The organism is Pseudomonas putida, assembly GCF_028682475.1.
Taxonomy (GTDB): Bacteria; Pseudomonadota; Gammaproteobacteria; order Pseudomonadales; family Pseudomonadaceae; genus Aquipseudomonas; species Aquipseudomonas putida_AG.
This window is the reverse complement of sequence record NZ_JANHLE010000004.1, coordinates 203637-222883: the sequence shown is the minus strand read 5'-3', so window position 1 is coordinate 222883 and position 19247 is coordinate 203637. Positions and strand designations below refer to the sequence as shown.

The following is a 19247-nucleotide window of genomic DNA, read 5'->3' as shown; positions in this document are numbered from 1 at the left end:
ACGGGCCTGATTCAGGCCCGGTCACGCTCCAACAGCGGTTTGAGGTAGTAACCGGTATACGACTGCTTCATCTCGGCGACTTCTTCCGGTGTACCGCAACCAATGATCTGCCCACCCTTGGAGCCGCCCTCAGGCCCCAGGTCGACGATCCAGTCGGCAGTCTTGATCACGTCCAGGTTGTGCTCGATCACCACCACGGTGTTGCCGTGATCGCGCAAACGGTGCAATACATCGAGCAACTGCTGGATGTCGGCAAAGTGCAGGCCGGTGGTCGGCTCGTCGAGGATGTACAGGGTCTTGCCGGTATCACGCTTGGACAGCTCGCGAGACAACTTGACCCGCTGCGCTTCGCCACCGGAGAGGGTGGTCGCCGACTGCCCCAGTTTGATGTAGGACAGGCCGACATCCATCAGCGTCTGCAGTTTGCGCGCCAGCGCCGGCACCGCGTCGAAGAACTCGCGGGCTTCCTCGATGGTCATTTCCAGCACCTCGTGGATGTTCTTGCCCTTGTACTTGATCTCCAGGGTTTCGCGGTTGTAACGCTTGCTCTTGCACACGTCGCAAGGCACGTAGATGTCCGGCAGGAAGTGCATCTCGACCTTGATCAGGCCGTCGCCCTGGCAGGCCTCGCAACGTCCACCTTTGACGTTGAAGGAGAAGCGCCCCGGGCCGTAGCCGCGAGAACGGGATTCCGGCACACCGGAGAACAGCTCACGGATCGGGGTGAACAGGCCAGTGTAGGTCGCCGGGTTCGAGCGTGGTGTACGGCCGATCGGGCTCTGGTCGATATCGACGACCTTGTCCAGGTGCTGCAGGCCGTCACAGCTGTCGTGTGGCGCCGCCTCGAGGGTACTGGCGCCATTCAGGGCCGTGGCACTGAGGGGGAACAGCGTGTTGTTGATCAGGGTCGACTTGCCCGAGCCGGAAACACCGGTCACGCAGGTCAGCAGGCCGATCGGGATATCCAGGTCGACATTCTGCAGGTTGTTGCCGCGTGCGCCCTTGAGCTTGAGCGAAAGCTTCTTGTTGCGCGGCGTGCGCTTGGCCGGTACGGCAATTTTCACCCGCCCGGACAGATATTTGCCGGTCAGCGAATCAGGATGGGCCATGACATCGGCTGGTGTGCCTTCGGCGACGATCTGCCCGCCATGCACGCCGGCACCCGGGCCGATATCCACGACATAGTCGGCCAGGCGAATGGCATCTTCGTCGTGTTCAACCACGATGACCGTGTTGCCGATATCGCGCAGGTGGTTGAGGGTAGCCAGCAGGCGGTCATTGTCGCGTTGGTGCAAGCCGATGGACGGCTCATCGAGGATGTACATCACCCCGACCAGGCCGGCACCGATCTGGCTGGCCAGACGGATACGCTGGGCTTCACCGCCGGACAGGGTATCGGCGCTACGGTCGAGGGTCAGGTAGTCGAGGCCGACATTGACCAGGAACTGCAGGCGCTCACAGATTTCCTTGAGGATCTTGTCGGCAATTTCACCGCGACGGCCGGTCAGCTTCAGGCCACCGAAGTAGGTGCTGGCATCGCCGATTGGCAGGTTGGTTACCGCCGGCAGGGTCTTTTCGCCGACCCAGACGTGTCGCGCCTCACGGCGCAAGCGCGTGCCACGGCAATCCGGGCAGGGCTGGGTGCTGAGGAACTTGGCCAGCTCTTCGCGCACGGTCGCCGACTCGGTCTCGCGGTAGCGGCGCTCCAGGTTCGGCACGATGCCTTCGAACGGGTGCGAGCGCTTGACGATGTCGCCGCGGTCGTTGAGGTATTTGAAATCAACGTTCTGCTTGCCGCTGCCGTGCAGGATGACTTTCTGCTGTTCGGCCGGTAGTTCGCCGAAGGGCACTTCGAGGCTGAAATCATAGTGCGCGGCCAGTGAGCCAAGCATCTGGAAGTAATAGACGTTACGCCGGTCCCAGCCGCGAATTGCACCTTCGGCCAGGGTCAGCTCGCTATTGACCAGACGCTTGGTGTCGAAGAACTGTTTGACCCCCAGCCCGTCACAGGTCGGGCAGGCGCCCGCCGGGTTGTTGAAGGAGAACAGCTTGGGTTCCAGCTCACTGATGGCATGACCGCAGATCGGGCAGGCGAAGCGTGCCGAGAAGATCATCTCCTCGAACGGCTCGTCGTCCATCGAGGCCACCAGGGCGATACCGTCGGCCAGTTTCAGCGCGGTCTCGAAGGATTCGGCCAGGCGCTGCTGCAGGTCTTCGCGGACCTTGAAGCGGTCGACTACCACTTCGATGGTGTGTTTCTTCTGTTTATCCAGCTTGGGCAGTTCATCGAGTTCGAACAACTTGCCGTTGACCCGGGCACGGACGAAGCCCTGGGCACGCAGTTCATCGAAGACGGCCAGGTGCTCGCCCTTGCGCTCGCGAATCACCGGGGCCAGCAGCATGAGTTTGCTGCCTTCGGGCTGGGCCAGCACCAGGTCGACCATCTGGCTGACGGTCTGCGCCTCCAGCGGGATGTCGTGGTCCGGGCAGCGCGGGGTACCGACGCGGGCGTAGAGCAGGCGCAGGTAGTCATAGATCTCGGTGATGGTGCCGACAGTCGAGCGCGGGTTGTGCGAGGTCGATTTCTGTTCGATGGAAATCGCCGGCGACAGACCTTCGATGGTGTCGACGTCAGGTTTTTCCATCATCGACAGGAACTGCCGGGCGTACGCCGACAGCGATTCGACGTAGCGGCGCTGACCTTCGGCGTACAGAGTATCGAAGGCCAGTGACGACTTGCCGGAACCGGACAGGCCGGTGATAACAATCAGCTTGTCCCGGGGCAGGGTCAGGTCGATGTTCTTCAGGTTGTGGGTTCGTGCCCCACGAATCAGGATCTTGTCCACTGCGGCCTCGCTTGGCGGGCATAAACAGTTGAGTATACGGCTCCCTGCCAGTACGCGGCAAAGCGTCACGTATATGCCGTTACGCGATCGGACTGGTAGAATCGCCGCCGGTTCACACGAGGTTTATCCATGCACGATCCCCACAGCGAACGCATGAGCGGCAGCGAAACCCGCGCCGCAGGCGGCCTGGCCCTGGTGTTCGCCTTCCGTATGCTGGGCATGTTCATGGTCCTGCCGGTGTTGGCGACCTATGGCATGGACCTGGCTGGTGCCACTCCGGCGCTGATTGGCCTGGCCATTGGTGCCTATGGCCTGACCCAGGCATTCCTGCAGATTCCGTTCGGGGTCATTTCCGATCGCATCGGTCGTCGTCCGGTGATTTACCTGGGCCTGGTGATCTTTGCCCTGGGCAGCGTGCTGGCGGCTCAGGCCGATTCGATCTGGGGGGTGATTGCCGGACGTATCCTGCAAGGTGCCGGGGCGATTTCGGCGGCAGTGATGGCGCTGCTTTCGGACCTGACCCGCGAGCAACACCGGACCAAAGCCATGGCTATGATCGGCATGAGCATCGGTTTGTCGTTTGCCGTGGCCATGGTGGTTGGCCCCTTGCTGACCCGTGCCTTCGGCTTGTCCGGGCTGTTCCTGGCCACAGCCGGCCTGGCGGTGGTCGGCATCGCCCTGATCGCCTTCGTCGTGCCGGCGTCCCACGGCGCCTTGCAACACCGCGAGTCGGGCGTCGCCAAGCAGGCCCTGGGGCCGACCTTGCGGCATCCCGACCTGCTGCGCCTGGATGTCGGCATCTTCGTTCTGCATGCGATCCTGATGGCCAGCTTCGTTGCCTTGCCCCTGGCGCTGGTCGAGCGTGGCGGCCTGCCCAAGGAAGAGCACTGGTGGGTGTACCTGACCGCCTTGCTGGTCTCATTTTTTGCAATGATCCCGTTCATCATCTATGGCGAAAAAAAGCGCAAGATGAAACGTGTCCTGCTGGGTGCGGTCAGTGTTTTGGTGCTGACCGAGCTGTACTTCTGGCTGTCGGCAGACAACTTGCACGAACTGGTGATCGGCACCGTGATATTCTTTACTGCCTTCAACCTGCTGGAGGCATCCTTGCCTTCGCTGGTGAGCAAGGTGTCGCCCGCCGGCGGCAAGGGCACGGCCATGGGGGTGTACTCCACCAGCCAGTTCCTTGGCGCCGCGCTGGGAGGAATTCTCGGTGGCTGGTTGTTCCAGCACGGAGGCCTGAGCACGGTGTTCCTGGGCTGCGCAGCCTTGTGTACCGTGTGGTGGATCGTTGCCCTGAGCATGCGTGAGCCGCCGTACGTGACCAGCCTGCGTATGCCGTTGTCGGCCGAGGCGGTCCGCGAAGCGGGACTGACCGAGCGGCTGTTGGCCGTACCGGGTGTGACCGACGCAGTGGTGGTGGCCGATGAGTCCGCCATCTATATCAAACTTGATACACAAATTTTGGATCGCACGACCCTGGAGCGCCTGGTAAACCCGGCCTCCGCAGCGTGCGAAGCCTAGGAGAACGTTATGGCCCGTGGGGTTAACAAAGTCATTCTGGTCGGTACTTGCGGTCAGGATCCCGAAGTCCGCTACCTGCCCAACGGTAACGCCGTGACCAACCTGAGCCTGGCTACCAGCGAGCAGTGGACCGACAAGCAAACCGGCCAGAAGGTCGAGCGCACCGAGTGGCACCGCGTTTCGATGTTCGGCAAAGTTGCCGAGATCGCTGGCGAGTACCTGCGTAAAGGTTCGCAGGTCTACATCGAAGGCAAACTGCAGACCCGCGAGTGGGAAAAAGACGGCATCAAGCGTTACACCACTGAAATCATCGTCGACATGCAGGGCACCATGCAGCTGCTCGGCGGTCGTCCGCAGAACCAGGATGGTTCTCAGCCTCAGGGTGGTGGCAACAACTACAACCAGGCGCCTCGCCAACAGGCCCCGCGTCCACAGCAGTCGGCACCGCAGCAGCGCCCGGCGCCGCAACAGGCCGCACCGCAGCCAGCTCCGGATTTCGACAGCTTTGATGACGATATTCCGTTCTGATTTAGAACGTTGTGAAGTTGGTTTCAAAAGCCCCTAACCTATAAGGTCAGGGGCTTTTTCGTTTTTCGCGGTAAGAAAATTCTGATTTTTTTGTTTTGCCATGGTTTAGGTTTTTTTGGCGATCTTGCATTCGTTAGAATCCGTCCCGAAATTTATTCAGGAGGATGAAATGCAAGAGAGTGAAAGTAAAAATCTGAAGTGGGAAGTCATGGTGGGCTCCTTGCCAGGAGACTACGTAGTTGAAACATTCTCTGATGACTATTCCGCTCACATAGAATCGAAAAAACTCGGAGAGCCAGCGGGCTTTCTCAGCTTTATCGGGTTTTTGATTGGTGCAGTTCTTTGTCTGGTTGGGTTTTTGACCCTTATCTTCGGGCCGTCGACGGTAATGGTCAGTATGTTGAGAGGCCCAACGTTTATCCAGTTTATTCAACTGTATCCTGGGCCGATATTCAGCCTTGGCGCCATTATTATCGGTATCACAAGCTGGACTTTGAAACCTGAAACAGTAATGACGCCAGAGGCGTATTTACTTCATTACTATTCAGTTGTATGTCCGGATTCCACTGAGTTGAATGAGAAAATCGTTGCTGAGTATAAGGGTGAAAATACTTTCCATCTTTCCCGTACAGCGTCTGCTGAAACTGCTTCCAGTGGGTGAAAGTCACCGTTCAGTAGCTACTGCAGTCGGTGGCCGCTCCATACGTGCTGCTGATCGCCCTAGGCAGGTCATAGCCCTTCGAGGCTGGTGTGCAGCAATGGTGGCCATTTTTCATCCCTGATTCAGAAATCTTGACTACAGTATCAACTGGCGCCTGCAGTAAAAGTCGCCACCGTGATCGTTCAAGAGACGCCGGCAACGTCCCGCGCGTCCATCACCTGATCAGGAGTGCACGATGGATCTCAACCGTCGGCAGTTCTTCAAGGTCGCCGCGATCGGCCTTGGAGGTTCGAGCCTGGCTGCGTTGGGCATGGCCCCGACACCGGCCTTCGCCGAGCAGGTGCGTCACTTCAAGCTGGCGCATACCAAAGAAACCCGCAACACCTGTCCTTATTGCTCCGTCGGCTGTGGTTTGATCATGTACAGCCAGGGCGATGCGGCCAAGAACGTTGCACAGAACATCATCCATATCGAAGGCGATGCCGACCACCCGGTGAACCGCGGCACGCTGTGCCCGAAAGGCGCCGGTCTGCTCGACTTTATCCACAGCCCCAACCGCCTGAAGTACCCGCAGGTGCGCAAGCCGGGCAGCAAAGAGTGGACGCGGGTGTCCTGGGATGAGGCGCTCGATCGTATTGCCGATCTGATGAAGACCGACCGAGACGCCAACTTCATCGAGAAAAACGCCCAGGGCCAGACGGTCAATCGCTGGCTGAGCGTAGGCTTTCTGGCCGCCTCGGCTTCCTCCAACGAAGCCGGCTACATGACTCACAAGGTCGTTCGCAGTCTGGGCATGCTGGGGTTCGATAACCAGGCACGTGTCTGACATGGCCCGACGGTGGCAAGTCTTGCCCCGACGTACGGCCGTGGAGCCATGACCAATCACTGGACCGATATCGCCAACGCGAATCTGATCCTGGTGATGGGTGGCAACGCTGCAGAAGCCCACCCCTGTGGCTTCAAATGGGTGACCGAGGCCAAGGCGCACAACCAGGCCCGGCTGATCGTGGTCGACCCGCGTTTTACCCGAACCGCTTCGGTGGCCGACTATTACGCGCCGATCCGTACCGGTACGGATATCGCCTTCATGGGCGGGCTGATCAATTACCTGCTGACCGAAGACAAGATTCAGCACGAGTACGTGCGCAACTACACCGACGTGTCGTTCATCGTCAAAGCAGGTTTCAGCTTTGAAGACGGTCTGTTCAGCGGCTACGACGCCGACAAGCGCAGCTACACCGACAAGTCCGGCTGGGGTTACGAGCTGGGTGAAGACGGCTTTGCCAAGGTCGACCCGACCCTGCAGGATCCGCGCTGCGTCTATCAACTGATGAAGCAGCATTACAGCCGCTACACGCCGGAGCTGGCCAGCCAGATCTGTGGCATGCCGGTGGACAGCATGCGCAAGGTCTGGGAAGAGATCGCCACCTGCTCGCAACCGGGCAAGACCATGACGATCCTCTATGCCCTGGGTTGGACCCAGCACTCGATCGGTTCGCAGATCATCCGCAGCGCGGCCATGGTCCAGTTGCTGCTGGGCAACGTCGGCATGCCCGGTGGCGGGGTCAACGCCCTGCGCGGTCACTCCAACATCCAGGGGCTGACGGACCTGGGCCTGTTGTCCAACCTGCTGCCGGGCTACCTGACCCTGCCGTCGGATGCCGAGCAGGACTACGACACCTATATCGCCAAGCGCGCGCCGAAGCCACTGCGACCGGGGCAGTTGTCCTACTGGCAGAACTACGGCAAGTTCCATGTCAGCCTGATGAAGGCCTGGTATGGCGCCAACGCCACCGCCGAGAACCATTGGGGCTTTGATTACCTGCCGAAGCTGGATATCCCGGGCTACGACGTGTTGAAGATGTTCGACATGATGGCCAAAGAGCAGGTCAACGGTTACTTCTGCCAGGGCTTCAACCCGATTGCCGCCTTGCCTGACAAGAACCGTGTCACTGCCGCGCTGAGCAAATTGAAGTGGCTGGTGGTGATGGACCCGCTGGCCACCGAGACCTCGGAATTCTGGCGCAATGCCGGGCCGTACAACGATGTCGATACGGCGAATGTGCAAACCGAAGTCATTCGTCTGCCCACGACCTGCTTTGCCGAGGAAGACGGTTCGCTGGTCAACAGCAGCCGCTGGCTGCAATGGCACTGGAAGGGCGCAGATGGGCCGGGTCAGGCCCGTACCGACGTGTGGATCATGAGCGCGCTGTTCCTGCGCCTTCGTGAGCGTTACCAGCGCGAAGGTGGTGCCTGGGCCGAGTCGATCCTCAAGCTCAACTGGCCGTACAAGGTACCGCACGAGCCAACACCGGAAGAAATCGCCAAGGAGTTCAGCGGTTACGCGGTGGCCGATGTCACTGATGCCAGTGGCGCGACCATCAAGGCCGGGCAGCAACTGGCCGCATTCGCCCAGCTCAAGGACGATGGCAGTACCGCCTCCGGTTGCTGGATCTTCTGTGGCAGCTGGACCGAGCAGGGCAACCAGATGGCCCGGCGCGACAACGCCGACCCGTTCGGCATGAAGCAGAACCTCGGTTGGGCCTGGGCCTGGCCGGCCAACCGGCGGATTCTCTACAACCGCGCCTCGGCAGATGTACAGGGTAACCCCTGGTCGCCGAACAAGCGGCTGGTGTGGTGGAACGGCAAGGCCTGGGGCGGCACCGACGTGCCCGACTTCAAGGCCGACGTGGCACCGGAAGCGGGGATGAACCCGTTCATCATGAACCCTGAGGGCGTGGCGCGCTTCTTTGCCCTGGACAAGATGGCCGAAGGCCCGTTCCCCGAGCATTACGAACCGTTCGAGACACCTATCGGGGTCAACCCGTTGCACCCGAACAACAAGAAGGCCACTAGCAACCCGGCAGGAAGGGTGTTCGATTCGGTATGGGACACCCTGGGGCAAGCCAAGGACTTCCCCTACGCTGCAACCACGTACCGGCTGACGGAGCACTTCCACTTCTGGACCAAGCATTGTCCGATCAACGCCGTGACCCAGCCGGAGCAGTTCGTCGAAATCGGCGAGGTGCTGGCCAAGGAGAAAGGCATTGCCGCAGGCGACCGGGTGCGCGTCTCCAGCAAGCGTGGGCATATCGAGGCGGTAGCGGTGGTGACCAAGCGGATTCGGCCGTTGCAGGTCAACAACCAGACTGTGCACCAGATCGGCATTCCGCTGCACTGGGGCTTTACCGGGGTGACCCGGCACGGCTACCTGACCAACACCCTGGTGCCGTTCCTCGGTGACGGCAATACGCAAACCCCGGAATCGAAGTCGTTCCTGGTCAACGTGGAGAAAATCTGATGGCTAGCCAAGACATCATCGCCCGTTCGGCCACCACCACGGCGCCGCCGTCGATCCGCCAGCAGGAGGAAGTGGCCAAGCTGATCGACACCACCAAGTGCATCGGTTGCAAAGCCTGCCAGGTGGCGTGTTCGGAATGGAACGAGTTGCGCGACGAGGTGGGGCACAGTTACGGCACGTACGATAACCCGCATGACCTGGGGGCCGAGACCTGGACCCTGATGCGCTTCACCGAGCACGAAAATGCCGACGGTAATCTGGAGTGGCTGATCCGCAAGGACGGCTGCATGCACTGCGCCGATCCAGGTTGTCTGAAGGCCTGTCCGAGCCCCGGCGCGATCATCAAGCATGCCAACGGCATCGTCGACTTCAACCAGGACCACTGCATCGGCTGCGGTTACTGCATTACCGGTTGCCCGTTCAACATTCCGCGGATTTCGCAGAAGGATCACAAAGCCTACAAGTGCACCTTGTGCTCCGATCGCGTCGCGGTGGGGCTGGAGCCCGCCTGTGTGAAGACCTGCCCGACCGGTGCGATCGTGTTCGGCAGCAAGGAGGACATGAAGGAGCATGCCGCCGAACGCATTGTCGACCTCAAATCGCGGGGGTTCGACAACGCCGGTTTGTATGACCCCGATGGCGTCGGTGGCACCCATGTGATGTACGTGCTGCACCACGCCGATCAACCGAAGCTGTATGCCGGCCTGCCGGACCAGCCGGTGATCAGCCCGCTGGTGGGGTTGTGGAAAGGGATCAGCAAACCGTTGGCACTGCTGGCCATGGGCGCGGCGGTGCTGGCCGGGTTCTTCCATTATGTGCGTATTGGCCCGAACCGGGTCGAGGAGGACGAGCACCCGAGTGCGCCGGACACCAGCGTGCATGTGGTCGATCCGGCGGTGCATGTGTATGACCCGCACAAGCCGGGTGGGCAAGGGGAGGAGCGGCCATGAAAGACAAACCCATCCTGCGCTACAACGCCAACGAACGCACCAACCACTGGCTGGTGGCGATCCTGTTCATCATGGCGGCATTGTCGGGGCTGGCGCTGTTTCACCCGGCGCTGTTCTGGCTCAGCCATCTGTTCGGCGGCGGGCCGTGGACACGCATCTTGCACCCGTTCATTGGCGTGTTGATGTTCGTGTTCTTCCTGTTTCTGGTGCTGCGCTTCTGGCGGGCGAATTTCTTTATCGCCAATGATCGTTTGTGGCTCAGGCGTATCGACCGGGTAATGCGCAACGAAGAGGAGGGCGTGCCGCCCATCGGCAAGTACAACCCCGGGCAGAAGCTGCTGTTCTGGACCCTGTTGCTGTGCATGCTGGTGCTGTTGCTCAGTGGCGTGGTGATCTGGCGCGCCTGGTTCAGCCAGTACTTCGGTATCGGCTCGATTCGCCTGGCGACGTTGCTGCACGCGCTGGCCGCTTTCGTGCTGGTGCTGAGCATCATTATCCACATCTACGCCGGGGTCTGGATCAAGGGCTCGGTCAGCGCCATGCTGCATGGCTGGGTCAGTCGCGCCTGGGCGAAAAAACACCATGAGCTATGGTATCGGGAAGTGACCCGCGAGGATCCGCCGGACTCGCAGATCGGTAAAAAAGGATGACCACTTGAGCACCATTCTTGAACCTGGGCAGATCGAAGCGGCGGCCAGCACGCCGCCGTTTCTCTATCTGCCGCCAGCAAACCTGTTTGCCTTGCGCGCCGCGCGTCTGGAGAAACTCGCCGAGGGCAATGCCCTGGGGGACTACCTGCGCCTGGTTGCCGACCTGTGCCGCGTCCAGCAAAGCCTGATGGACCAGCCCCCCGCCGCGGTGCCTGCCGAGACAGAGCGTCAGCGTTTGTGTGTCGAGCACGGCTTGCCGCCGCTGGCCGCTGACAGTCTGGTGCGTGAAGGGCAGTGGCTGTCTTACCTTGACGCGTTGCTACAGCGCTATCCGGCACCGGCCAGCGCTGAATTGCTGGCGGCCGTAAACGTCTTGAACACATCCAGTGCCGAGCAGCGCAAGCTCTGGGGCATCGCCTTGCTGACCGGGCAGTTCAGCGCCGTGCCAGCAGCCCTGGTGCCGTTTCTGGGGGCTGCGCTGCAGGCGGCCTGGAGCCATTGGTTGCTGAGCCTTTCGAACACCGAGCTCAAGGCTGGCGACAGTCTTTGCCAATGCCCGGCCTGCGGGTCGCCACCGATGGCCGGGGTGATCCGTCATCGTGGCAAGTACAACGGCCTGCGTTATCTGGTGTGTTCGCTGTGTGCGTGTGAGTGGCATGTGGTGCGGGTCAAATGTATCTACTGCGAGCAGAGCAAGGGGCTGACTTATTTCAACCTCGAGGATGATCGCCATGCTGCTGGCAAGGCACCGCTGCGCGCCGAGTGTTGTCCGGGGTGCAAGAGCTACCTGAAGCAGATCTATCTGGAGTGCGATGCTGATGCCGAGGCGCTGTCTGCGGATCTGGCGAGCCTTGCGCTGGATTTGCGTCTGGATCAGGAGGGTTATCAGCGGCTGGCTCCGAACCTGATGCTGGCGCCGGGAGGGGAGTGAACCTAGCGTCTACACTCAGGTTTTGTGCCGCTGCCATCGCGGGGCAAGCCCGCTCCCACAGGAGCGCCCCCTTCACCTGTGGGAGCGGGCTTGCCCCGCGATCTGGTCCACCCTGTTGAAGGTAACCTCGTTAATGCCCTCCAACCTCGCCAAACTGCCGACACGCCTGCCCTCTATCGATACCCTGTTGCGCGACCCCGCCTGCCAGCCGCTGATCGAGCGCTATGGTCGCGATGCCGTACTGGCTACTTTGCGCCAGCTGCTTGACGACTTGCGCGAACCTGCCCATCTGGGACAACTGGACGCTGTCGAGCTGGCGCCACCGGTATTGGCTGGTCGCGCCGGCGAACGGCTTGCCGCCCAGCACCGCAGCCAGGTACGCCGGGTGTTCAACCTCACGGGCACGGTATTGCATACCAACCTTGGCCGTGCGCTGCTGCCTGAGGAAGCCATCGACGCGGTGCAGATGGCGGCGCGCTACCCGCTGAACCTTGAATACGACCTGGCCACCGGCAAGCGCGGTGACCGCGATGACCTGATTGAAGGACTGATCCGTGAGCTGACCGGCGCCGAGGCGGTCACGGTGGTCAACAACAATGCGGCGGCGGTCTTGCTGGCGCTTAACAGTCTGGGCGCACGCAAGGAAGGCATCATTTCCCGTGGCGAACTGATCGAGATCGGCGGCGCCTTCCGTATTCCGGACATCATGGCCCGCGCCGGAGTCAAACTGCATGAAGTCGGTACCACCAACCGTACCCACGCCCGCGACTATGAAGCGGCCATCGGCCCGCGCAGCGGCCTGTTGATGCGGGTGCACTGCAGTAATTACAGCATCCAGGGTTTCACTGCTCAGGTTGCTACTCGAGAGCTGGCGCAACTGGCTCACCAACATAGCTTGCCGTTGCTTGAGGATCTGGGCAGCGGCAGCTTGCTCGATCTCACGCGCTGGGGGCTGCCCGCCGAACCGACGGTGCGCCAGGCCCTGGCCGACGGTGCCGACATCGTCACCTTCAGTGGCGACAAACTGCTCGGTGGCCCCCAGGCCGGGATCATCGTCGGGAGCAAGGAGCTGATCGCGAAGATCAAGAAGAACCCGCTCAAACGTGCGCTCAGGGTCGACAAGCTGACTCTCGCCGCGCTGGAAGCCGTACTGGGCTTGTACCGTAACCCTGACCTGCTGGCTGAACGGCTGCCCAGCCTGCGGCTGTTGACCCGTCCCCAGTCTGAGATTGCCGCCCAGGCCGAGCGCCTGGCGCCGCTGCTCGGGCAGGTACTCGGTGCAGACTGGGGCGTCGCCGCCATGCCGGCGCAGAGCATGATCGGCAGCGGCAGCCAGCCGGTCGCCCGTTTACCCAGTGCCGCCCTGTGCCTGCGTCCACAGCTGTCCAGGCGTTTGCGCGGGCGCAGCTTGCGAACGCTGGAGGAGGCGCTGCGCAATCTCCCGGTTCCGGTGCTTGGGCGTATCGATGATGACGCCCTGTGGCTGGACCTGCGGCAACTGGATGATGAGCCAGCCTGGCTGGCGCAATTGCCGCTGCTGGAGACGATCAGGTGATTGTCGGCACCGCGGGGCACATCGACCATGGCAAGACCTCGTTGCTTGAAGCCCTGACCGGCCAGGCGGGGGATCAGCGCCGGGAAGAGCGCGAACGGGGCATGACCATCGACCTGGGCTATCGCTATGCCAGCCTGGAAGCGGGGGCGCCGTCGACCGGTTTCATCGATGTGCCGGGCCACGAGCGGTTTATCCACAACATGCTGGCCGGTGCTCAGGGTGTCGATCTGTTGGTGCTGGTGGTGGCCGCAGATGACGGGGTGATGCCGCAGACCCGTGAACACCTGGCGATTGTGCAGTTGCTGGGGATTCCCCGCCTGCTGGTGGCCATCAGCAAGTGCGATCGCGTCGAGCCGCGTCGGGTCCGCGAGGTGCAGGCGCAAATCAGCACCCTGCTGGAGGCCGGCTCCTATGCTGGCGCCCCTCAGTTTCCGCTGTCCAGCGTGACCGGCGAAGGTGTCGATGCCCTGCGTCAGGCTTTGATCCATGCTCAGGGCGAGATTCGTGAGCGCAGTCGCCGAGGTGGCTTTCGCCTGGCCATCGATCGTGCGTTCGCGGTGTCGGGCGCCGGTATCGTTGTCACCGGAACCGCGCTCGATGGTCAGGTACAGCTGGGCGACAGTTTGCTCCTGGGCAAGGCTGGAAAGCCGGTGCGGGTACGCGGGCTGCATGCGCAGAACCAGGCGGTGGCCGAGGCCTGGGCGGGGCAGCGGGTGGCGCTGAACATCAGCGCCGAGCGCCTGGAACTTGCGCAGATTCACCGTGGCGACTGGTTGCTTGCCGAATGGCTGCATGGGCCGACCCAGCGCGTGGATATCGAGCTGCACCTGCTGGCCAGTGAAGCTCGCAGCTTTACCCATTTCAGTCCGGTGCATGTGCACCTGGGCACCCAGGATGTCAGCGCGCGGGTGGCTTTGTTGCAGGGTGAGTTTTTGCTCCCGGGTGGCCGCATGTTTGCCCAGTTGCAGCTCAACGCGCCGCTGCAGGCGGTACACGGCGACCGCCTGGTGTTGCGCGACCATAGCGCGCAACGCACCCTTGGCGGTGGCCGGGTGCTTGATCCTTTTGCCCCGGCGCGCCAACGGCGCAGCGAGACGCGGCTGGCGCAGTTGCAGGCGCTGGCCAGCGTCGACAGCCTCGAGCAGGCCTTGCCGGGGCTACTGGCCAACGATGAGGTCGGCCTTGATCCGCAGCGCCTGGAGCGTCAGTTCAACCGCCTGCGTAGCAGCTGGACATTACCGGCAGATGTCCAGGTTATCGCTACCCGTCAGGGCCCGTTGCTGTTCACCACGGCACGGTGGCAGGGGCTGAAGCAGGTGGTAGTGCAAAAGCTGGCAGATTTTCACCAGCAGGAGCCCGATCAGCTCGGCCCCGACCGGGACCGGTTGCGCCGCTTTGCCGCCTTGCCGCTGGAGCGTCCGGCCTTTATCAGCTTGCTTGATGAGTTGCTCGCCAGCGGCGCCCTTGTTGGCAATGGCCCCTGGCTGCACCTGCCCGAACATCAGGTACGCCTGAGCGAGGCCGATGAGGCGCTATGGCAGCAGTTGCAGCCGCTGCTTGAACAGGGGCAATTCGATCCGCCTTGGGTGCGTGATCTGGCCAGGTCGCTGGCGCAAGAGGAGGCGCAGGTGCGATTGTTGCTGCGCAAGTTGGCACGTCTGGGCCAAGTGCATCAGGTGGTGCGCGATCTGTTCTATCCTGACGCCACAATCCGACAAATGGCAGCTATGCTCTTGCAGCTGGCCAGTGACGATCCGGTGGTGCAGGTGGCCGCCTTTCGTGATGTGCTGGGCATCGGCCGCAAGCGCAGCATTCAGGTGCTGGAATATTTTGATCGCATCGGCCTGACCCGGCGCATCGGTGACCGCCGTCAGGTGCGTGGCGACAACGCCCTGGCACACTCGCCAGGGCATTGAGTTCAAGGAAGGTAATCGCGCCCGGTGGCGCGGCCGGGCTTCAAACCCGGTTGGGGACGGCAGCCGTTCCCGGGCAGGTTCGACTCCCGCTGCCTTCCGCCATTTTCTACTGCGCCCGTTCCCCGCACAGGTCCAGAGCGAACCAGTGCTGCGCGGTTTCCACATCCAGCCCGGCACCCAGCAGCGCGAACAGTTTGCCCAGCGCCGCTTCGCGGGTCATGCCACCGGCCGAGACCAAGCCCGTGCCACGTAGCCGGCTGCCCGCTGCATAGGTATCGAACCTCACACTGCCTTGCGGGCATTGGCTGATGGCGACCGTCAGCACACCGCGCTGGCGCGCATCAGCCAGGGCCTGGAGCAAGGCCTGATCGTCGGAAGGGCCGGTGCCGCTGCCGTAGCATTCGAGCACCAGGCCCTTGACGCCACTGTCGATCAGCGCACGCACATGCGCCGCTTGTAGCCCCGGATAGACCGGCAATACCGCCAGGTTCACCGCCACACGAGGCTGACAATAGGTGAGCACCGCTGGAATCTGCTCGGCTCGCGGCCCCTCGCGATGACGCGGGAGCGCGGCAAAGGCATCGAAGGCTTCGCTGCGCAGTTTGCTGGCGCGCGCGCCATGCAACAGCTGGCCGGCGAAATACAGGTGCACGCCGTTCTCGACACCCGTCTCGAACAGGCTCAAGGCGCCGCACAGATTGCTCCAGGCATCGCTGTCCGCGGCGCCAGCCGGCAGCATCGAACCGGTCAGTACCACCGGTACTTCCAGCCCAAGCAACAGGAATGACAGGGCCGCTGCGCTGTAGGCCAGGGTGTCGGTGCCGTGCAGGACGAGGATGCCGTCGTGGCCATCCTTCTTCACGGCTTCGACAATCGCGTCACACATCGCCAGCCAGTTGGCCTGCTGCATGTTGGCGCTGTCGAGCAACGGCGCCAGTTCACGCAAGGTCCAGCGGATGCCTGGCGATTCGGGGTGAGCCGCCAGGTAATCGCGCATGCGCGTCTCGAAGCCACCGCCTGGTGCCAGACCTTGCGGGGTTTCGAGCATGCCGATGGTGCCGCCGGTGTAGAGAACCAGCAGGTTGTTGACGGCGCGCATGTCAGTTCTGCGGCTGCGCGACAGCGGCGCTGGCGGCAGGCTTGGATTCAGTCCGCGAATTGACCGGCCAGGCCTGCAAATCCAGGTCCAGATCGCTGAACTTGCGGGCATCAAATACCGGCTGCTTGATACCGGCTTTGCGCTGCTCGTCGTAGTCACGCATTACTCGCAGGCCGATCTTGAACAGCAGGGCAAGGGCAATCAGGTTGACGAAGGCCAGGCAGGTCATGGTGATGTCGGCAAAGGCGAACACGGTGGACAGGTTCTGCACCGAGCCCCAGACGATCAGGGCCAGCACCAGCGCGCGGTAGCCCAGCAGCACCAGGCGATTGCGGGTCAGGAACTGCAGGCTGGTTTCGCCCAGGTAGTAGTTGTAGAGGATGCAGGTGAAGACGAACAGCGACAGTGCCACGCTGACGAACAGACGGCCCCAGTCACCGACTACGGCGGCCAGGGAATTCTGGGTCAGGACGATACCGTCACCTTCGAAACCCGGGGTGTAGAAGCCGGACAGCAGGATCAGCAGCGCGGTACAGGTGCAGATCACGAAGGTGTCGAGGAACACACTGAAGGCCTGGACCACGCCCTGCGCGCCCGGGTGTTTCACTGCAGCCACGGCGGCGACGTTCGGTGCACTGCCCAGGCCTGCTTCGTTGGCGAACACGCCACGCTTCACGCCCATGACAATCGCGCTGCCGAGCAGGCCGCCGAAAGCCGGATCGAGACCGAAGGCGCTCTTGAAGATGGTTTCCAGCATGGCCGGGACGTGCTCGATCTGGCTGCCGATCACGTACAGGGTCACGCCGATGTAGGCCAGGGTCTTGACCGGTACCAGCAGGTCGGAGACTGCAGCGATGCGCTTGATGCCGCCGAGGAACACGATGGCCAGCAGCACGGCCAGGGCGATGCCGGTGTGCTCGGGTGCGAAACCGAAGGCGTTCTGCAGCGAGTGGGTCACGGTGTAGGACTGCAGGCCATTGAAGGCGAAGCCGTAGGTCACCAGCAGCAGGAGGGAGAACACCACCGCCATGGTCTTGAGCTTCAGACCATGCTGGATGTAGTAGGCCGGGCCGCCACGGTACAGGCCGTCGCTGTCGCTACGCTTGTAGACCTGGGCCAGGGTGCATTCGAAAAAGCTGCTGGACATACCCACCAGGGCAGTGACCCACATCCAGAACACCGCACCTGGGCCGCCGAGGGTTACCGCGATACCGACACCGGCGATATTACCGGCACCGACGCGGCCGGCCAGGCTCAGCATCAGGGCCTGGAACGAGCTCAACTGGCCAGCCTGGCCACGCAGGGATTCCTTGAACACGCCGAACATGTGGCCGAAATGGCGGAACTGGACAAAACGCGAGCGGATAGTGAAATAACCGCCGAGTCCGACGATCAGCACGATGAGGAGTTTCCCCGAAAGGAAATCGTTGAGTGCTTCGAGCATGGAGTGACCTCGATTCTTATTCTTTGCATGAAAGACAACCGGACAGGCACCGTTGCGCCGTATCCATGGGGCGCATGGTTGGCCAAGATAAATATGGTTACAATTTCGCGGGTTGCTCTGAGTTGATGCGGCTTGATGCTAAACTGGCGCCTATCGCATCACCTGGAACGACGCGCATGAGCGAAAACCTCGGCATCAACCTCAAACTCGCCTGCAGTCACTACCGCTCTATCTCAGAGGTTTGCCGGCAGCTGTCGATCAACCGGGCACAGTTCAACAAGTACCTGAGCGGGCAGAGCCAGCCGACGCCGTTCAACCTCAAGCGCATCGGCGATTTCTTCGGTGTCGAGGATTACGAGCTGGGTTTGCCGCCTGAGCAGTTCGCCCGCTTGATCGGCGCGCGCAACCCGGCCAGCGTCAGCGTTGCGCAACAAGATCCGCTGAGCGAACTGCTGCGGCCATTGCGCGAGCAGAGCGGCAACCTGTCGCGTTACTGCGGTTATTACTTCGAATATTCCAACTGCATGTCGGTGCCGGGCTCGATCCTGCTGTCACTGGTGCACCTGCGCGAGGAGCGCGGCACTTTCCTGTTCGAACGCCAGGAACGTCAGGAGCGTTCCAGCAGTACCGATGTGCAGGCCGAGGATTGGGTACGGTGCCGCTACCTGGGTGCGGCGTTCCAGTTGCAGGATCGCCTGTTTCTCATCGACTACGAGTCGCTGACGGTGAACGAGATGAGCCAGACTATCCTGATCCCCAGCTTCAAGAGCCGCATCACCCGTTTGAACGGCCTGAAAACCGGGGTTTCCAGTGGCGACCGGCGCACCCCGGCGTGCACCCGGGTGGTCTGGGAGTATCTGGGGACCGAGATCAACCGCATCAGCGCCTACCGCCAGGTGAAGCTGTATCGCCCGGACGACCCGCGTATCGATGACGATGTGCGCGAGCGCCTGAGCGTCGGGCCGATCAGCAACGGGCTGTTCGAGATCGAATGATCAGCTGGCGTCGAAGATGAACTCCGCCACGGTCTGCGCCACCTGATCCGCCACCTGCGGCGATGCACGCAAATGTGCCGCGATGCCGTGATCGCAGTTTGACAGCAACAGACACTGCAGATGCGGAGGCGGCACGGATTGGAGCAGCGAGCGGGTGACTTCTTCCGGGATTGGGCTGTAGCGCTGGGCACCCGCCAGCCACAGGGTGCCGGCTGATGTACCGGCGCCCTGGCCATGGGTCTGTGAGTTGAGCCCGTCGAACTCACCCAGTACCAGCAACACCCGGCCGTGGAACCGGCGCAGGAACTCGAAACTGTCGCAGTCGAGAAAGCCATAGGGCTTGCTGATTGCCGCGGTGAAGTCCGGGCCGAAGGGTGCGTCATGGGCGTTGTCGGGGTAGACGGCAGGGCAGATCAGGATCAACTTATCCACAGACGGTTGCTGCGCCGCCAGCTTCAAGGCGATGGACGCGCCGAGGCTATGACCGATCACGGTCTGGCAGCGCGCAGCGATATGCCGGTGAAAACGCAGTGCTTCTTCACGGTTGGTGCGCAGTGATGGTTCCAACGCACCCGGCTCGCTGGCTAGACTATGCCCGGACAGGTTGGCGGTCAGGGAGCCGATACCCAATGCCTGCAGCCGGTAGAGCAGGGGATTGAGGCGGGTGAAGTCCGAGCGCGCGCCGCCGACAACGAACAGCGGCGCCGCACGCTCCTGGTCGGGGATCAGTAGCCGGGCCTGTTGCTGATAGCTGTCGAAGGTTTCGGTGATGAAGCGCTCAGCGCCGGGGCTGGGCTCATCGTATTGCCAGGTTGAACGTTGTGCTGAAGCCGCTTCAAGTTCCATG

General features: G+C 62.1%; 14 protein-coding genes and 1 tRNA gene. 11 read left to right on the top strand and 4 right to left on the bottom strand.

Annotation, left to right across the window (positions count from 1 at the left end; translation table 11 throughout):
* Positions 1–11: 11 nt before the first annotated feature.
* Positions 12–2846 (bottom strand): excinuclease ABC subunit UvrA, encoded by a 2835-nt coding sequence (gene uvrA / locus NPS47_RS05640; protein ID WP_274294090.1) that lies wholly within the window; start codon positions 2844–2846, stop codon positions 12–14.
* Positions 2847–2975: 129 nt separating this feature from the next.
* Here uvrA and NPS47_RS05635 point away from each other — a divergent pair, with 129 nt between their 5' ends.
* The 10 genes from NPS47_RS05635 (at position 2976) to NPS47_RS05590 (ending at position 14964) form a co-directional block, all read left to right on the top strand.
* Positions 2976–4370 (top strand): MFS transporter, encoded by a 1395-nt coding sequence (locus tag NPS47_RS05635; protein WP_274294089.1) that lies wholly within the window; start codon positions 2976–2978, stop codon positions 4368–4370.
* Between the two features lie 9 nt (positions 4371–4379).
* Positions 4380–4898, top strand: a complete 519-nt coding sequence (locus tag NPS47_RS05630) for a single-stranded DNA-binding protein (protein WP_038606199.1) — start codon at positions 4380–4382, stop codon at positions 4896–4898.
* Between the two features lie 169 nt (positions 4899–5067).
* Entirely contained in the window at positions 5068–5559 is a 492-nt protein-coding gene (locus tag NPS47_RS05625) for a hypothetical protein (protein WP_274294088.1), read from the top strand.
* Positions 5560–5794: 235 nt separating this feature from the next.
* On the top strand, positions 5795–8860 hold the full coding sequence (gene fdnG / locus NPS47_RS05620; RefSeq protein ID WP_274294087.1) for a formate dehydrogenase-N subunit alpha: 3066 nt from the start codon (positions 5795–5797) through the stop codon (positions 8858–8860).
* Positions 8860–9810 carry a formate dehydrogenase subunit beta gene (gene fdxH, locus NPS47_RS05615; RefSeq protein ID WP_274294086.1) on the top strand — a complete coding sequence of 317 codons (951 nt, stop codon included), beginning with the start codon at positions 8860–8862 and terminating at the stop codon, positions 9808–9810. Before fdnG ends, fdxH begins: the two co-directional genes overlap by 1 nt.
* Positions 9807–10460 (top strand): formate dehydrogenase subunit gamma, encoded by a 654-nt coding sequence (locus NPS47_RS05610; protein ID WP_274294085.1) that lies wholly within the window; start codon positions 9807–9809, stop codon positions 10458–10460. The genes fdxH and NPS47_RS05610 overlap by 4 nt, the downstream gene beginning before the upstream one ends.
* A 4-nt stretch (positions 10461–10464) precedes the next feature.
* Positions 10465–11391 (top strand): formate dehydrogenase accessory protein FdhE, encoded by a 927-nt coding sequence (gene fdhE / locus NPS47_RS05605; protein WP_274294084.1) that lies wholly within the window; start codon positions 10465–10467, stop codon positions 11389–11391.
* Positions 11392–11524: 133 nt separating this feature from the next.
* Positions 11525–12946, top strand: coding sequence for an L-seryl-tRNA(Sec) selenium transferase (selA, locus tag NPS47_RS05600; protein WP_274294083.1), 1422 nt, complete (start codon positions 11525–11527; stop codon positions 12944–12946).
* A complete protein-coding gene (selB, locus tag NPS47_RS05595) occupies positions 12943–14862 on the top strand; it encodes a selenocysteine-specific translation elongation factor (RefSeq protein WP_274294082.1) in 1920 nt (639 codons plus the stop codon). Before selA ends, selB begins: the two co-directional genes overlap by 4 nt.
* A gap of 6 nt (positions 14863–14868) precedes the next feature.
* Positions 14869–14964 (top strand) — tRNA-Sec (locus NPS47_RS05590).
* Between the two features lie 4 nt (positions 14965–14968).
* On the opposite strand, the gene NPS47_RS05585 is transcribed toward NPS47_RS05590, so the two are convergent.
* Both NPS47_RS05585 and NPS47_RS05580 read right to left on the bottom strand, forming a co-directional pair.
* Positions 14969–15961, bottom strand: coding sequence for an asparaginase (locus tag NPS47_RS05585; protein WP_274294081.1), 993 nt, complete (start codon positions 15959–15961; stop codon positions 14969–14971).
* Between the two features lies 1 nt (position 15962).
* On the bottom strand, positions 15963–17405 hold the full coding sequence (locus NPS47_RS05580; protein ID WP_274294080.1) for an alanine/glycine:cation symporter family protein: 1443 nt from the start codon (positions 17403–17405) through the stop codon (positions 15963–15965).
* 176 nt (positions 17406–17581) lie between these two features.
* Between NPS47_RS05580 and NPS47_RS05575 the strand changes: the two genes are divergently transcribed.
* A complete protein-coding gene (locus NPS47_RS05575) occupies positions 17582–18400 on the top strand; it encodes a helix-turn-helix domain-containing protein (protein WP_274294079.1) in 819 nt (272 codons plus the stop codon).
* Here NPS47_RS05575 and NPS47_RS05570 read toward each other — a convergent pair whose 3' ends face one another.
* Entirely contained in the window at positions 18401–19246 is an 846-nt protein-coding gene (locus NPS47_RS05570; RefSeq protein WP_274294078.1) for an alpha/beta hydrolase, read from the bottom strand. It lies immediately after the preceding gene.
* Position 19247 lies beyond the last annotated feature (1 nt).

Bases quoted from the DNA above. Each gene is read 5' to 3' on its own strand.
- NPS47_RS05635 (WP_274294089.1), top strand. From the start codon at position 2,976: ATGCACGATCCCCACAGCGAACGCATGAGCGGCAGCGAAACCCGCGCC.
- NPS47_RS05630 (WP_038606199.1), top strand. From the start codon at position 4,380: ATGGCCCGTGGGGTTAACAAAGTCATTCTGGTCGGTACTTGCGGTCAG.
- NPS47_RS05625 (WP_274294088.1), top strand. From the start codon at position 5,068: ATGCAAGAGAGTGAAAGTAAAAATCTGAAGTGGGAAGTCATGGTGGGC.
- fdxH (WP_274294086.1), top strand. From the start codon at position 8,860: ATGGCTAGCCAAGACATCATCGCCCGTTCGGCCACCACCACGGCGCCG.
- NPS47_RS05610 (WP_274294085.1), top strand. From the start codon at position 9,807: ATGAAAGACAAACCCATCCTGCGCTACAACGCCAACGAACGCACCAAC.
- selA (WP_274294083.1), top strand. From the start codon at position 11,525: ATGCCCTCCAACCTCGCCAAACTGCCGACACGCCTGCCCTCTATCGAT.
- NPS47_RS05585 (WP_274294081.1), bottom strand. From the start codon at position 15,961: ATGCGCGCCGTCAACAACCTGCTGGTTCTCTACACCGGCGGCACCATC.
- NPS47_RS05580 (WP_274294080.1), bottom strand. From the start codon at position 17,405: ATGCTCGAAGCACTCAACGATTTCCTTTCGGGGAAACTCCTCATCGTG.
- NPS47_RS05575 (WP_274294079.1), top strand. From the start codon at position 17,582: ATGAGCGAAAACCTCGGCATCAACCTCAAACTCGCCTGCAGTCACTAC.
- NPS47_RS05570 (WP_274294078.1), bottom strand. From the start codon at position 19,246: ATGGAACTTGAAGCGGCTTCAGCACAACGTTCAACCTGGCAATACGAT.